The organism is Bacillus sp. UNC438CL73TsuS30, from assembly GCF_000482325.1.
Lineage (GTDB): Bacteria > Bacillota > Bacilli > Bacillales > Cytobacillaceae > Neobacillus.
Window position 1 is genome coordinate 1,342,207 of record NZ_KI535295.1, and the last position, 15,569, is coordinate 1,357,775.

General features: G+C 38.2%; 15 protein-coding genes. 10 read left to right on the top strand and 5 right to left on the bottom strand.

Annotation, left to right across the window (positions count from 1 at the left end):
- Positions 1–242 precede the first annotated feature (242 nt).
- The 5 genes from M028_RS0120550 to M028_RS0120570 all read left to right on the top strand — a co-directional run bounded on the left by M028_RS0120550 (position 243) and on the right by M028_RS0120570 (position 5,080).
- Entirely contained in the window at positions 243–1,598 is a 1,356-nt protein-coding gene (locus tag M028_RS0120550) for a TrkH family potassium uptake protein (RefSeq protein ID WP_026575544.1), read from the top strand.
- 45 nt (positions 1,599–1,643) lie between these two features.
- Positions 1,644–2,561, top strand: coding sequence for a VOC family protein (locus M028_RS0120555; RefSeq protein ID WP_026575545.1), 918 nt, complete (start codon positions 1,644–1,646; stop codon positions 2,559–2,561).
- A 334-nt stretch (positions 2,562–2,895) separates the two neighbouring features.
- On the top strand, positions 2,896–3,393 hold the full coding sequence (locus M028_RS0120560; RefSeq protein WP_026575546.1) for a CBO0543 family protein: 498 nt from the start codon (positions 2,896–2,898) through the stop codon (positions 3,391–3,393).
- The gene (locus M028_RS0120565) at positions 3,390–3,860 is read left to right on the top strand and encodes a CBO0543 family protein (RefSeq protein WP_026575547.1); all 471 of its coding nucleotides are present in this window, start codon (positions 3,390–3,392) and stop codon (positions 3,858–3,860) included. The genes M028_RS0120560 and M028_RS0120565 overlap by 4 nt, the downstream gene beginning before the upstream one ends.
- Positions 3,861–4,045: 185 nt before the next feature.
- Positions 4,046–5,080: a DUF3231 family protein gene (locus M028_RS0120570; protein WP_026575548.1), complete on the top strand. Its 1,035-nt coding sequence runs from the start codon at positions 4,046–4,048 to the stop codon at positions 5,078–5,080.
- 246 nt (positions 5,081–5,326) lie between these two features.
- Here the strand turns inward: M028_RS0120570 and M028_RS0120575 are convergent, their stop codons facing one another.
- Entirely contained in the window at positions 5,327–5,791 is a 465-nt protein-coding gene (locus M028_RS0120575; RefSeq protein ID WP_026575549.1) for a hypothetical protein, read from the bottom strand.
- Positions 5,792–6,447: 656 nt separating this feature from the next.
- Between M028_RS0120575 and M028_RS0120580 the strand changes: the two genes are divergently transcribed.
- A complete protein-coding gene (locus M028_RS0120580) occupies positions 6,448–7,062 on the top strand; it encodes an FMN-binding negative transcriptional regulator (RefSeq protein ID WP_026575550.1) in 615 nt (204 codons plus the stop codon).
- Between the two features lie 25 nt (positions 7,063–7,087).
- Positions 7,088–7,249 (top strand): hypothetical protein, encoded by a 162-nt coding sequence (locus M028_RS0120585; protein WP_155925686.1) that lies wholly within the window; start codon positions 7,088–7,090, stop codon positions 7,247–7,249.
- A 155-nt stretch (positions 7,250–7,404) separates the two neighbouring features.
- Here M028_RS0120585 and M028_RS0120590 read toward each other — a convergent pair whose 3' ends face one another.
- Positions 7,405–8,586: an MFS transporter gene (locus tag M028_RS0120590; protein WP_026575552.1), complete on the bottom strand. Its 1,182-nt coding sequence runs from the start codon at positions 8,584–8,586 to the stop codon at positions 7,405–7,407.
- 329 nt (positions 8,587–8,915) lie between these two features.
- Here M028_RS0120590 and M028_RS0120595 point away from each other — a divergent pair, with 329 nt between their 5' ends.
- Positions 8,916–9,896: a tRNA dihydrouridine synthase gene (locus M028_RS0120595; RefSeq protein WP_197031453.1), complete on the top strand. Its 981-nt coding sequence runs from the start codon at positions 8,916–8,918 to the stop codon at positions 9,894–9,896.
- Between the two features lie 288 nt (positions 9,897–10,184).
- Complete coding sequence (locus M028_RS30555) at positions 10,185–10,772, top strand: thermonuclease family protein (RefSeq protein ID WP_051591127.1); 588 nt, start codon at positions 10,185–10,187, stop codon at positions 10,770–10,772.
- A 125-nt stretch (positions 10,773–10,897) separates the two neighbouring features.
- On the opposite strand, the gene M028_RS0120605 is transcribed toward M028_RS30555, so the two are convergent.
- The 3 genes from M028_RS0120605 to M028_RS0120615 form a co-directional block, all read right to left on the bottom strand.
- Entirely contained in the window at positions 10,898–11,698 is an 801-nt protein-coding gene (locus tag M028_RS0120605; RefSeq protein WP_051591128.1) for a COG4705 family protein, read from the bottom strand.
- A 323-nt stretch (positions 11,699–12,021) separates the two neighbouring features.
- Complete coding sequence (locus M028_RS0120610) at positions 12,022–12,951, bottom strand: alpha/beta hydrolase (protein ID WP_051591129.1); 930 nt, start codon at positions 12,949–12,951, stop codon at positions 12,022–12,024.
- A 169-nt stretch (positions 12,952–13,120) separates the two neighbouring features.
- On the bottom strand, positions 13,121–14,155 hold the full coding sequence (locus M028_RS0120615) for a phosphodiester glycosidase family protein (RefSeq protein WP_026575556.1): 1,035 nt from the start codon (positions 14,153–14,155) through the stop codon (positions 13,121–13,123).
- A 468-nt stretch (positions 14,156–14,623) separates the two neighbouring features.
- Here M028_RS0120615 and M028_RS0120620 point away from each other — a divergent pair, with 468 nt between their 5' ends.
- Positions 14,624–15,097, top strand: coding sequence for a hypothetical protein (locus tag M028_RS0120620; RefSeq protein ID WP_035424233.1), 474 nt, complete (start codon positions 14,624–14,626; stop codon positions 15,095–15,097).
- The last annotated feature ends 472 nt before the right edge of the window (positions 15,098–15,569 follow it).

Here is a 15,569-nt window from a genome sequence, read left to right on the forward strand (position 1 = left end):
AGAATTGTTCCAGTTTGCGCGTTAAACAAACCCTTGTGGAAAAATATAACATGCGTGGCATTGGGATTTGGCGGCTTGGACTAGAAGATCCTAAGTACTGGACGGTCATATCGGAGAAAATAAAAGTAAAAAAATAGGGAGGGTATGATTTGCATTAACAGTATGAATATCGCACAATGAGAGGATATAGAGAAAGAAAAAAATATTTGGATTATAACGCTAAAGGGGTAACATGGAGAGACATGGAAATTTTAAAACAGAAAAAAAAGAACCCACTACAACCTGCACAATTAATCTTCATTTATTACTTCATTGCTGTGGTGGTTTCAACTATATTATTAATGCTGCCGATTACACTAAAACCCAATGTTCACTTAACGTTGATTGATGCGCTATTTACTGCTGTCAGTGCGGTTAGTGTGACTGGATTATCTACCATTACGATCAATGAAGTTCTAAGCGTTCCGGGAACATTTATATTTGCGCTCATTTTGCAATTTGGTGGAATTGGAATTATGTTTCTTGGAACAACGATTTGGCTTTTAATCGGAAGACGGATTGGAATAAAAGACCGAATGCTGATTATGACGGACCAAAACCTTCCCACATTTTCCGGATTAGTTAAGCTCGTCAGAAATATCCTGTTCCTCTTTATTATCATGGAATTAGTAGCGGCTATTATTTTTGGTACATACTTTTTAAAATACTTTCCTACCTGGCAGGAAGCGTACTTACAAGGTTTCTTTGCTTCTGTTAGTGCTGCCACCAATGCGGGATTTGATATCACAGGAGAATCATTAATCCCATTTTCACATGATTACTTTGTGTTAATCATGACGATGGTGTTGTTAATAATAGGAGCGATTGGTTTTCCAGTACTGATGGAAGTGATTCAGTTTTTTAAACACCGGAAGAAAACACCTTATCGGTTTTCTTTGTTTACAAAAATTACGACGCTAACATTTTTTGCCTTAATTGTAGTCGGCACCATATTGATTTATGGATGTGAATATAATCGTTTCTTTTCCGATAAATCTTGGCACGAGTCTTTTTTCAATTCGCTGTTTTATTCGGTGTCTTCTAGAAATGGTGGACTTAATACGATCGATATTAATGAATATTCACCGCCTACTCTATTTATTTTAAGTATTCTCATGTTTATCGGAACATCTCCAAGTAGTGCAGGAGGAGGGATCAGGACGACTACTTTTGCGATTATGGTATTAAGTATCTATTATTTTGCGAACGGAACAACGACCATAAAAATTTTCAGAAAGGAAATCGCAATGGAGGATGTCATAAAATCCTTTATCGTCATTACAACAGCGATGATGCTCTGTTGTATCAGTACCGTCATCCTTACGATCTTGGAACCGAATTTTTCATTACTGGAGATCATCTTTGAAGTGTCATCGGCTTTTGGAACGGTTGGTCTTTCTATGGGGATCACGGCAAAATTAAGTGTCATGGGCAAAATTGTCATTATGATTTTAATGTTCATCGGAAGAATCGGCATCTTTACCTTTTTATTAATCATGGGTGGTAAACCACTTAAAACGAATTATCATTATCCAAAAGAGCGAATCATTATAGGTTAAAATTCAGTGCAGGAAATTTCCATTGAAGATAAAGGAGGAGTAACAATGACAAACACAATTCAAAAAATCGTTCCGCATTTATGGTATGACCGGGAAGCAAAAGAAGCAGCTGAGTTTTACGCTTCCATATTTCCAGATTCAAAAATTACAAATGTAACGACAATCCACGGCACACCCTCAGGCGATTCCGATATCGTTTCTTTTGAGCTATGGGGGCAGAAGTTCATGGCCATTAGTGCAGGACCTTATTTTAAGATCAATCCATCGGTATCTTTCATGGTTAATTTTGACCCATCGCGAGTAAAAGACGCGAGTGAAAAATTAAATGAGGTTTGGAACAAATTGTCCGAAGGTGGCACAGCATTGATGCCGCTTGGCCAGTATCCATTCAGTGAAAGGTATGGATGGATACAGGATAAATATGGTTTGTCCTGGCAGTTAATCCTTACCAATCCTGAAGGGGAAGAACGGCCTGAAATCTTGCCATCACTTCTATTTGTTGGTGATAAATGCGGGAAGGCGGAAGAGTCGATTAACTTTTATTTATCCGTATTTAAGAATGCAAAGCAGGGACTGATCGCTCGCTATCCTAAAGGCATGGAACCTGACAAAGAAGGAACCATCATGTTCGCTGATTTCTGCTTAGATAATCAGTGGTTTACAGCAATGGATAGTGCGCATGAGCATAAATTTAGTTTTAACGAGGCAATCTCCTTTATGGTGTACTGCGACACACAAGAAGAGATTGATCACTATTGGGAAAATCTCTCTGCGGTTCCGGAAGCCGAGCAATGCGGCTGGCTAAAAGATAAGTTTGGTCTATCCTGGCAGATTGTGCCAAGTGAGATGGATAAGATGATGAGTAAGGGCACACCTGAACAGCTAGTCCGCGTAACGAAAGCATTTCTTAAAATGAAGAAATTTAATCTTTCGGAATTACACCAAGCCTACAAAGAATCATGATAATCCAGCTTATGAAAGTTCTTGGATACTCAAACGTGTGATGGAGTAATTAAAATCGCCAGGTTTGAGAAAAATAATTATCCATTCATGCTGCTACGATTGAACAATCTTAAGAAATAGCGGTGTAAATCCTTATACAAGAAAAGTAACGAGTGCCAGGGACCTATTTAGAACTAGGACATGCTGGCACTCTCTTTTTTTTATATTTTTCCGATAAGGTATTCCAGAGTGGTGATAATTCTGCCAATGTTTTGTTCATACTAAGATTAAATCCAATCCTAGGAATAGTTTAAATGTTCTTTTAAAAAAATAAAAAAGGGGAGTTTCTATAAACATGCTAGTGGAGCGTATCATCCTAGTAGCAATGTGGTTGACCGGCTTTATTTGCTTGATGCTGTTTATTCCGCGCAATGATCGGCGCAAGGGAATCTTGGCATTATTGATTTTTCAAGCTTTCATATGGCTTTGCGATTTGCCTTCATTTCAACTTAATTTGCTAAAAGCTCCTGTACGAGAATTCCCAAAAGCAACAGATCTCCCTTTTACAATTGATTATTTTTTTTATCCAGTATTGTTTTCCATCTATTACGTCCATAAGAAGAAAAAAGGCAGCTTTTGGTCTAGGATGATACCCTTTTTGGTTTGGGTTTCGATTATCACGCTATATGATAGTGTTCTCGAGAGGTATACAGATTTATTGGAATATGACCTTTTGCCTTGGTATGGGATGTGGATTTACATAGGGTTTCTTTTTTACATGAGTCAAGTTTGCTGCAATTGGTTCTTTAAGGATAAAAACTTGTTCCAATCAGAGCGGTGGGGAAGTGAATGAGAATCGAATGGTGGATCCTCTTAATTGTCTGGGTTTTATCAACGGTTATTCTATTCTTCATACCAAAAAATAAAATTCGACTAGCGGTAGTTGCTTTTTTATTCAATCAGATCATTACTTTTCTTATCGGTCTAGTGGTCGTAGAGATGGGGCTAATTGAATATCCTGTTCGACTGTTTGCTTCGATTAATCGGACGAGCTTTACTTTTGAGTATTATGCTTTTCCCGTCGTATGTGCTGCCTTTAATGTCTGGTATCCAAAAAATCGAGGAAGACTTTCCCAATTGGGGTACTATGTTGGATTTAGTTCCTTGTTGACCATCCTAGAAGTCCTGATTGAAAGGAATACACAGCTAATCAAATATCTTCACTGGAAATGGTATATTAGCTGGATTACCATTGGTGTTGCCCTTTTTATTACACGATTATTTTGTACATGGTTTTTCCAAAAGCGAAGAAAAATATAAATATCTTAGAATAAGTTTACCTCCAGTTTGCTTTTCACTAAAGTAGATTTCCTTTTAATATACTAATGAACTTTATTATAGAGCGAGCAGGTAGAAATCTCCTAATTCAATTTGAATGGATTAACTATTGAGTATGATTCAAAATGAAGGGGATACTAACCAAAAGCTTATAGAAAGGAGAAACCATGGAAATAATTAAGCCGATTAAATTAGGTTCATACAAAGAAGATACTAGCGAACCATTAACTTCTGCAGAAATGGGCAAACTTTGGGCTACTTATATGGGAAACAGCATGTCAAAATGCATATTAAGTTATTATCTCCAACATGTAGAAGATAGGGATATTAAAACTTTATTAGAAAATGCATTAAAATTAACCTTAAAATTTATGAATACAATCGAAGGAATTTTTAAAAAGGAGAACTTCCCTATTCCTAAAGGTTTTGGGGAGGAAGACGTAAACCTTGGAGCTCCTCGTTTATTTCAAGATCAATTCTATGTTCATTATTTGAAATACGCTGCAAAAGCAGGAATGAGTATCTATAATGTTGCAATACCGCTTATGATTAGAAGAGATGTTAAAGAATTCTTTAGGTACAGTATGGATGCCACAATGGACTTAATTGCGCAAATCAATGAAATATTAATGAATAAAGGATTTATTATCAAACCTCCTATTATACCGGTGCCAGAAAAAGTGGAGTTTGTTCATCAGGACTTTTTAAATGGTTTTTTGGGACATGTGCGTTCGTTGCATGCATTAGAAATTGCTCACCTTTACGACAATATTGAAAATAATACTGCGAGCAAAGCACTGATTATGGCATTTGCCCAAGTGGTAAAGGATGAAAAGATACGGAAATTGTTTGAGTGGGGCAGAGACCTGACCTCCAAAAACATCGAACACTATATGCAAAAGCTACATGATGAGAATCTACCTACACCTTCTTTTTTGGATGATTTGGTGACAACTTCAACTTTTTCACCCTTTTCAGATAAATTAATGTTATTTCATAAAATGGATATGTTTTCGATGAAAATAAGAGCATTTGGAAATTCTACTGCTGTTAACGGGAGGCATGATATCGGGCTAATGTATTCAAAGTCGTTATTGAAAATCTCACAATTTGTTGAAGCGGCAGCAAAAATTTTTATTGAAAAAGGGTGGATGGAGCAACCGCCACATGCTGTTGATCGAAATAAGTTAGCAGCTAAATAAGTTAATCATGATGTAAGGTCACTTTTTTAAGTATGAAAAATTGTACTTAGGTTTAGGGTGCTATTGAATAAAAACTAAGTGTCTAAAATATGGCGATGAAGACCAAATCCCTTGGATGCATTCATGGGTTCAAAGTAGTAGGAATTCATTAAAGAAAAAACGATGAACAATGGAAAAAGGTAATTTTGGTTTAAAAAAGACGGTGTTTCCTTCACTAAGAAACATCGTCTTTTTTAATGTAAAACGTTAATTTTTTTTGCATTTTTTTAATAGATAACAAGTCAAATATCCAACCAATAATCCTGGGATCAAAAATAACATAGGAAGGAAAATTGGACCGAAAAATACTCCGAAAATGGTAAATTTCGTTGAAAACATTAGTCCAACTGTAACGAAATATGCACCAAAAGCGAAAGGTAAAAAGGAAAACGGTCCAGTATTCTCGCCTGCATGCTTGAAGGCGTCATACATTGCAAACATGTAAACACATGGATAAAACATCAACCATTGATAATCAATAATTTGCACTGCCTCACTTATTTCACCTAAAAAACTTAGCATAATAGCTTTATTAAATGAACTCATTACGTTAATAAGGAATTCTAGGAATATAAAAAGCATGCCTTTGATCAGTTGTCCATTAAGAATTTGACCAAAACCGGGAAGAGCAATGCTCCAAAATACAGCTTCAATTTTGTTTGTTTTCCTCATCACTCAAATAGCTCCCCCCTTATTGCCACCAACTGCGGTTCCATCTAATTGTTGATTCTTTACTTATTGATTCTTCCTTCAGCAACAGGACTAGAAGCTTGTCTAATCGATTTTTCTATTATGTACTCGAAATTACCACATATGAAATACCAAATCGTATAGCAATGGAGAACACCATTCTTATATTGTGGTTAGATATAAACTTGCTCTCTTATTATATTGTTAAACTTAATATTTCCTCTTTGAAGAAAAAAATGATAAAAATTATATACCGAAAACATAATTTACCTATTTAGAAACTGGGACATGCTGGCACTCCTTTTTTATATTTTTCCGATAAGGTATTCCAGAGTGGTGATAATTCTGCCAATGTTTCGTTCATACCAAGATTGAATCAATCCGTAAAGATAAAAAATTAAGAAGGGGAGTTTAAGCAGCTGATAATCCAGACTAGAGCGCGATGGTGAAAGAAAAAGTTGGAGGAGTTATCTGTAAAGGTATAAAGGGTAATTTTTTTGCTATCCTCTCTGACATGTATATTTATTTATTTTTGTACCTTTTTCTATGTCAGAATCTATAATATTATTTTTTTATCGGATATTTTTAAAATGCTGATATTATTGAAAATACAATGACAAGTTGAAAGGAAGAAGATTATGTATATTCCCAAGCAATATCGTATGAATCATGATGAAGCAGTTCAAATGATGAAGTCTTATCCGTTTGCCTTAATGGTTACTGTTGATGGAAATCAACGCCCCTTGGCTACGCACATTCCGTTGGAAATTCGTGAAGAGGAAGGGAAAATCTATGCGAGCGGGCACATTGCATACGGAAACATGCAGAAGAAAACGTTGGATAACAATCGTGATGTGCTGCTAATTTTTCAAGGACCGCACGCGTATATTTCGTCTAGTTGGTATGAGATTGATGAGGTTCCTACATGGGATTATCTAGCTGTACATGCCTATGGAACAGCACGTGTGATTAGTGGGGACGAGCTGAAATCAGCTTTGGATACAATGCTTAAACGCTACGAGTCTCACCGTGATAACGGCCGGCTCTGGGATACATTCGACCCAGAGTTGCTTGAGAGTGAAATGAGAGGAATCGTTGGCTTTGATATTGAAATTACTTCTATTCAAGGTGCAGCCAAAATGAGTCAAAATCGCAGTGATGCCGATTATAAATCGATTATTGCAAAGCTTGAAAAATCAAATGAACAAGGAGAAAAACAGGTTGCTCAGTGGATGCGTGAGCAACGGAAATAAGTCAATTAGAATGCAGAGATCATTTATGCCTAGATTTATTATTGAAGATGATTTTTGGTCGTTATTCCCTCATGCAAAGATCGGCACTGTTATTTGCGAGGGGATTGATAATTCAATAAGAGACGTTGGAATCTACGATCAGCTGCTACAGGAAGTTCATCACGGAATCGAATCGTTTTCTGTTTGAAGCGATATTCCACGAAGATTAGAACTCGGCCTAACGGCAGGGGAAGAATGACGAAGAGATTAATTAAATGGTAGGGAGTAAAGGAACAAAAACAGCCTGACTGCTTTAGCCAGGCTGTTTTAACTCTAAAATGTATTGGAATGAGAATCCAGATCTTAAGCTTGCTTCTTCAATTTCATCCGATCATTCGGTAAAAAGGCAGCAAAAATCGAACCGACGAGTGGTAGGAGGGAGAGAATGGTAAACACGCTCGCAACTCCAAAGATGTCTGAGATCCCTCCCATGAAGACGGAGCCAATTCCTCCGGCACCAACACCGAAACCGATTGAAAGCCCCGATGCCATACCAATATTCTCAGGCAACATTTGTTGCATATAGACAACACTGACAGAGAAGGAGGAAAGAACACTAAACCCAAAACAGAGCAGGTCGATCACTGCCCACACCCCATGTACATAAGGGAAAATCAGGGCAAAAGGTGTTGCAATCAGCATCGAAATAACAAGAAAACGTTTCATGCCGATTTTGTCTGCCCAAAGCCCGCCAAAGAAGGTTCCAAGTGCACCGGCACCGACAAAGACAAAGCTAAGAATTTCTGATTGTTGAACGGTCAGATTGTGCAAATAAAAAGGTAAAAAGACGACCACTTCTATTTGGCACCATGACCTAAGGATGATGACACAAGAGAGCAGACTTGCCCCGAGTATATTGTTCGTCCCTTTCAATTCCTTTTTCCGATTCTGTTTAGCGGACTCTAATTTTTGACCTAACCATGGCAGAATCTGCCCTGTCAGTACAAGGGATAATAATGCAACCGGAATCAACCATAGAAGTCCACGAATCCCTGAGTGTGTTATATAAAGTGAAACCAATAATGGACCAAAGGCCTGCCCTGAATTTCCACCTACTTGAAAAATGGCTTGGGCAAGTGCTTTTTTAGAACCCGAAGCAAGATGGGTCCCTCTTGAGGCTTCTGGATGAAAGGCACCAGAACCTAATCCGGAAATGGAAATAAACAAGAGCAGCCATGGCAAGGATGGGGCAATCCCTGTTAAAGCAAGCCCCATGATCGAGCAAAACACTCCTGCTGGATATAGCCAAATCCGCGGCTTACGATCCGCAAATATTCCAAATAGTGGCTGCGAAACAGAGGATGTTAAATAAGACATTAACACGATCAAAGTGGACTGGGTATAGTTAAGATGAAAAGCATGTTTGTATAATACAACTAAAGCTGGAACCATCCCTGTGGTTACCAGATCATTTAAAAAATGCGAACCGCTAAAAGTAAATACCGCCCGACGAAATAGGGGTTGCTGAACTTTCGGCTTCTCCATTATTTGTGGGTTTGTTGCCAACAGTGACACCTTCTCTTTTACTAGATTAATTGTTTTTTGCTTTATTAATAGTATCGTAACTGATTCGAATTGTCATGCCCTAAATCTATTTTTAGACACACCTGATATTCCTTTCCAATTTAAGGAGAGCTAACGATTCCATTGATATTCGCAATAAATTTTTTACAAATAATAAATATCCAAGGTTATTTGTGTTTGATAATAAGTTATAAAGCATGATATAAGTGTATAAGGAGTGGAACATTTAGGCTTTATATTTTTTGCCGAGTGTATGAGTTATATCCATAATGAGAGGATTTGAGTTTGAATTGATCGAAAATTTTTGGCGTGATTTACCACGACCATTTTTTATACTTGCACCAATGGAAGATGTGACAGATGTTGTTTTTCGTCACGTAGTAAGTGAAGCCGGTCGACCGGATGTATTTTTCACAGAGTTTACAAATTCGGATAGCTATTGTCATCCAGAGGGTATGAAAAGTGTGCGTGGTCGTTTGACTTTTACTGAAGATGAACAGCCAATGGTGGCGCATATTTGGGGGGATCAACCCGAATATTTCCGCCAAATGAGTATTGGCATGGCAAAGCTAGGATTTAAGGGCATCGATATTAACATGGGCTGTCCTGTACCGAATGTGGCATCGAGAGGGAAAGGGAGTGGCCTTATTCTTCGTCCAGACGTTGCGGCAGAGCTTATTCAAGCAGCAAAAGCGGGCGGCCTGCCTGTCAGCGTGAAAACACGACTTGGCTATAAGGAGGTTCAGGAGTGGGAGGAGTGGCTAAAGCATATTTTAAAACAAGATATTGCGAACCTTTCTATTCATTTACGTACAAGAAAGGAAATGAGCGAGGTAGATGCGCATTGGGAGCTAATTCCCGAGATCAAAAAATTACGTGACCGTATTGCACCAAATACGCTACTAACCATTAATGGAGACATTCCTGACCGTCAAACTGGGCTGCAACTTGCAGAACAATATGGTATTGATGGCATTATGATTGGTCGAGGTATTTTTAAAAATCCTTTTGCTTTTGAAAAAGAGCCAAAAGAGCATAGCAGTAAAGAATACCTGGATCTTTTAAGACTGCAGCTTGATCTTCAAGATCGATATGCGGAATTAGTACCGCGATCAATCACAGGGCTGCATCGCTTTTTCAAAATTTATGTCAAAGGTTTCCGTGGAGCTGGTGAGTTAAGAAATCAATTGATGAACACGAAATCAACAGATGAAGTGCGTGCACTGCTTGATCACGCTGAGAAAAATATGGATACGGGTCCATTGAAATGATGTAACTCTTAAAAAACTAGAGAAAAATGAAGTCATCAACATATGTGGATTGCGTTTGGGTTTCGTATATGAGATAAAAAATTAGTTGTCATATTCGACAGCTAATTTTTTTAACCCCGTAATTAGAAATTTCTTTATCCATTCGGTCACATAATTGCCATGCGTATAATAACTTATTTATTTTACCATGTCTCTTTTTGTCATTTTCCTTTATATAGCTAGTGAGTTTGGAAAATTAGAAGAAGGGGTGGATGAAGACCCGTGCGAAAACGAATGATAGGAGGTGTAATGATTGCAGCAACGACGCTGCTTGCCTATCCTCCTCAACAAAACCTTACACGAGAGAATCAAGTAGAAGGACAGACCGGTGCTCCACAATCTCGTGATGTAATCAAACAAAATGTCGATAACCATCTTTCATATCAGGTGCCTGTATTTCTGGTGGAGACCATTGATGGGGACACGGTAAAAGTAAAGGTTAATGGGAAAACAGAGACCGTTCGTTATTTATTGGTAGACACTCCCGAATCAAGAAAGCCAGGGATGTGTATCCAGCCCTTTGCGAAAGAGGCTTATGATCGGAATAAGCAGCTTTTGGGTAGCGGAAAGGTCACCATTGAGTTTGATAAAGGAAGTATGAGAGATTCATATGGACGGTTGCTAGCTTATGTGTATGTGGATGGGAAATCTGTGCAGGAAACCCTATTAAAAGAGGGATTTGCGCGGGTAGCTTATATCATGGATCCACCTTATAAATATCTTCGTTTATTTAAGGAAGATGAAAATCAGGCGAAGAAAAGAAACTTAAATATTTGGACTCGGCATAATTATGTTACCTATAGAGGATTTGAAGGGTGTATGCCTATTGGAAAATAAAAGGCCAATTTGTTGGGGTCTTTCATAAAGTGAAGCTATCCCAAAAGTGTTGTCATTAAACGACCTTTTGGACAGCTTCCATTTTTTTTATTGTTTTCGGTAATATCTTTTTAGACTTTTATTTGCTAAGATACTCTTTCCTCACTCTTCTTAACTTCCATGCTTTTCGCAGGTGAACCTCCCCGAAAGACAACGAGGATTATAATAAGGAGCAATAAAACAAGTGTAACCAAGCCTTTACCGATTCCTAGACCTCCGTGGATCTGCGATGCCCCTAACCAATCCGAGAAAGATGCACCCACCGGACGCGTCATGATATAAGCGAACCAGAATGCAAAAATTTCATTTAGACCAAATAATTTGTAACCCAAAGCTGGAATAGCGAGCAAGACAGTAAATAATACACCTGATGAGAAGTAACCCAAATGCATGCTTGATGCGGTCATATCGCCTGCGGCGGTACCGAGTGCGAATGTAACCAGTACGGTCAGCCAGTAAAAGATTTCTCGGCGGCGAGTGAAAATGCTGTGCACGGACAAAGTTTTTTCTTTGGAAAACCAAGTGATGAGAACACCAGCAAGTGTCACTATAAAGAAGATGGTAGACACGATGTAGGGGATGCCAAGTCCAACACGAACGACATCAGCAGCCATTGTTCCAAATATACTGACCATCACAACAACTAACCAGTATATACTTGGTATATAACGCCGTACTTTAAACTGCAAAATCATGGCGGCTACAAAAATTAATACACTTAAAGGTGCAGAGATAAGTGGATTTAGATTCTCGAATAAATAATCAGAGGCCACCTCTCCCATCCCAGTAGTCAGTAGCTTCGTAATCCAAAAGTAGAGTGTAATTTCGGGAACTTTCGCAAACATTTCATTTGCTTGATTCATGGAGACTGTTAAAGCTTTGTTCATAGTAGACCTTCTTCCAAAAAATGATTAATAAATAAAATAAATTTTTTCATGGTACATTTGTTGAATAAATTTTTACGGACAAATTATTTATAATAAAGCAACCTGAATTCTGACTGAATGAATGGTTAAAGAATGATTAAGAATGAATAAATAGTATATGAACTAGATCAGGGCTTAAATTTGAAGGGGTATATACCTTCAAACGTCACCATGATAAAATTTCAGACTAAAAAACCTCGCCCTTCTGTGAACGAGGTTTTGACCTAATATATCCCAAAAGCTTATGTCTTAGATGGCATAACCGGCAGTGCCAGGATTGGGCTTTAGGCAAGCTTTAAGTACTTATTTAGAAACCGGAGAACACGCCGCTCATACTCTTCTTTATTTAAAAGATACGAATGAATATGGTTACCATCTTCTGTCAGCCACAATTCTCGATCGTTATCTGGTGAAATGGATTGAACGAGTTTTTCACTCTCGGTATAGGGAATTGCTTCATCTGTTTTACTGTGGATCAATAAGAAGGATTTTCCTTTCGTGTTTTTCACATTATTGATTGGTGAAACTTCAGTGGGGTCAATTTTGAGGAGTTTTCGCATGGAATGATAAATAAGTGGTGTAAAAGGCTTTTTGGGTAATTTGCTCCAGTATGAAAGATTTTCTTTTAAAAAAGCTTCTAAATCACTAAAGGGACTGTCGGCTATGACGGCAGAAACCGCAGGATGTTCGCATCCAACAATTAGCGCAGTAGAAGCACCCATACTCCAGCCAATTAGTGCAAGCTTTTTCTGCTTTTTTTTCTGAATCGAATACTCAATTGCAGCATATAAATCGTGCTTTTCAAAGTACCCCAACCCTGTGGTTCTTCCTTTCGATTTGCCTGCATTGCGAAAATCAAACATTAGCACATTATAGCCTTGTTTCGAAAGAGCTTTGGCGAGCTGTAAGCCATCAATCCCTTCCATGGCCCGTTCATTCATATAACCGTGTGCTGTGATAACCGTTTTATTGCTCTGCTTGGAAGCGGCAGGAATCCACCAGCCAGAAAGCTTTACCTGATCTTTTCGGCTGAAAAATTCAATCTCTTCAAATGCAAGTCCGTAGTCTTTCGGGTTTTTAGTGGTTTTTGCCGGGAAAGGATGAGTTAGATAAAGTCCGATTCCAAGAGGGGCAAGAAAAAATGCAGCGGGTACTGCCAAAAGTGGTCCCCACAGTGATTTACCTTTTTTACTTTTTTTCTCCTCACTCAACATCAACTCCTCCTTTCCTTTTTCATTCATCGGTACAATATCATATGTCGATGGACATCAAAATGGAAAAACATTTAGTCCCATTTTGTATCGTTTTTGATAGGAAATGTTTTGTAATCCAGGCAATTCGAAAAAAAACACCTTCACAAATGTGTGAAGGTGTTTCGTTTATTTATTGTGGAATCACAATCCATGCATTTGGTAGGTAACGCATGCCTACAGAAGTATGAGTAGCTGGTTTCAGCTGAAGCACTCCATCCTTAATCATCGTTGTTGATCCTCCGCCATCCATAGCAATCGCGTTTGAAACGTTATATTTTTCAAATAAATGAACCATATCAGACATGGTGGCACCCCGATGAGTTTTATCCCAATAATATCGGCCATCTGTGATAATCATGACGATACTTCCATTTTTTGCTTGGCCGATAGCCGTTCTTGGTGCCCAGCCCCAAGCAGCATCAACGTTTGATGTTACTTGGTTTTGTCCGTTGACAATCAATTGCGGACCAAAACTTACCGCATCCCGAACTCCCAAATTCTCTAGTTGGTTAACAGAATAACTTCCTGTGATAAACTCGCCATTTTTTAAAATCGCACCTACAAGCTGCGGCACTTTGTAGCCATGTGGAGAATTTATAACCTTACCATTGATGATTACGATCCCTTTTGGCTGGGCCCCAGAACCATTTCCTTTCGGATCATAAAATCCCCCGCCATTAATCCCTGCAACTCCATTATTTTCTTTAATCAAATCAGATAATGGCTGACCTTTGGTAGAATACTTCGTTCCTACAAGGTGAACGGTTGTGGGATCAGGAACCACCATAACTTTTGCTGTAAAATTAGCTGTATTAATCGTGTCCACCTTAACCGATTCCTTCTTGCCAGTGGAATCCTTGTTCTCCTTCGTTACTAAAGGAGTAACCGATGATTGCTTAACCGGAGGATGTAACATGGCTTGATTCAATTCTTTTATTTCCGATTGTGGAAGCAAAAAACTCAAGTATTTCACATACTGAGGATGCTGTGACGAAAGGACAGTCCCAACGGCCATTCTTCGAAGTTGGTGTCCTTTAGTTGTTCCATATAAAAATTCGCTTCCGCTTATAAAGAGAAGCAAGATCAAAATTCCAATAATACGCCAAACTGTTAATTTGAGTGGATGGCGTGGAATATAGTTTCTTTTAGTCGTACTGAGTTCCATACCATTTCACCTCTTGTAATTTTTTACCGAACGAATTCGGGTGGGGAATTTGAAAACTCGATTGACCTATTAAATTTAACGTTCTCCATTATACGGTAAACAGGGGATTGATTTAAGCCCCATTTTCTATCCTTTAATGGTATTATTTTACTATTGTTTGCGGTTGATTTGTTTTTGGCAAATAAATTATGGCTGTGTTCGCGAAACGGATGTTTTTCGAAGGTAATATAAAACTTTTCGCCCTACGACTTACGTTAGCTGCTTCAAGGCCATCTGAATACACCACGGATTCGGACACGACTGCTGTTGGCTTCACCTTAGCAATCCGAATGACCACCTGATTCGGACAGAATTGCTCGAGGCGTCACCTTAAAAGTATTACTAATTGTGCTAATGTGGCAGAATAGCTAAATAAACAAAGAGAAATACTAAATTTAATGATTCATTTTGGAACAAGGGAGAATTAATATGTCAATGAAAAAACATTGGTTACTTAATATCGTACTAATATTACTCTCCTGGCTTACTATACCTTTGTTAGGATGGAGGACAATAAAGAGATTTTTACCAGCCTCAATCCTTGCTGTTCTCCTATGTAGTTTGGACGCTCAAATTGGAAAAAAACTCAGATGGTGGTCATTTTATAATAAACCACAGTCCTTTATTCAAAATGAATTTCCTTTTCTCATTGGCCCAATGTTGGCGATGGCTTTATGGACTTTAAAATGGGGATACGGAAATTTTAAAAAATTTTTAATGTTAAATGTTATTGGCGAAGCAATTTTTGCATATCCAATAACAAGGTTGTTCACAAAATTAAAACTTTATAAATTAGTTCGATTTAACGAATTTCAATTCTTTCTATATTTCTTTTACAAGGCTTTTTCTTTATATGGATTTCAATATCTTATTGAAAAATACAAGAAAACACATGATTTTTAAAGCAGCGGGTGCGACTCTTCAAAATGAAGCTTGCCTTTTTTTGGGAAAATAAATTCTCCTAGCTTACCATGTATACTTTGGATCAGGGATAGAAAATCTATAAATAACTTAGGCTCTTTTCGTAAACTTTGTTGATCTTGGTATAAAAAGTATTCCATTTAGATGCTTTTCGGATAGCCTCCATGTAGCAAGGCAATCGTGTCCGAATCAAGAGTTCATTCGTACAGCTTTGACTTAGCCAAGGACAGTCGTGTCTGAATCAAGGGCTCATTCGGACAGCTTCAATGTAGCCAAGAATCCTCGTGTCCGAATCAAGGGCTCATTCGGACAGCTTTGACTTAGCCAAGGGCAATCGTGTCCGAATCAAGGGCTCATTCGGACAGCTTTGACTTAACCAAGGGCAATTGTGTACGAATCAAGAGTTCATTCGGACAGCTTTGATGTAGCCAAGGGCAATCGTGTCCGAATCAAG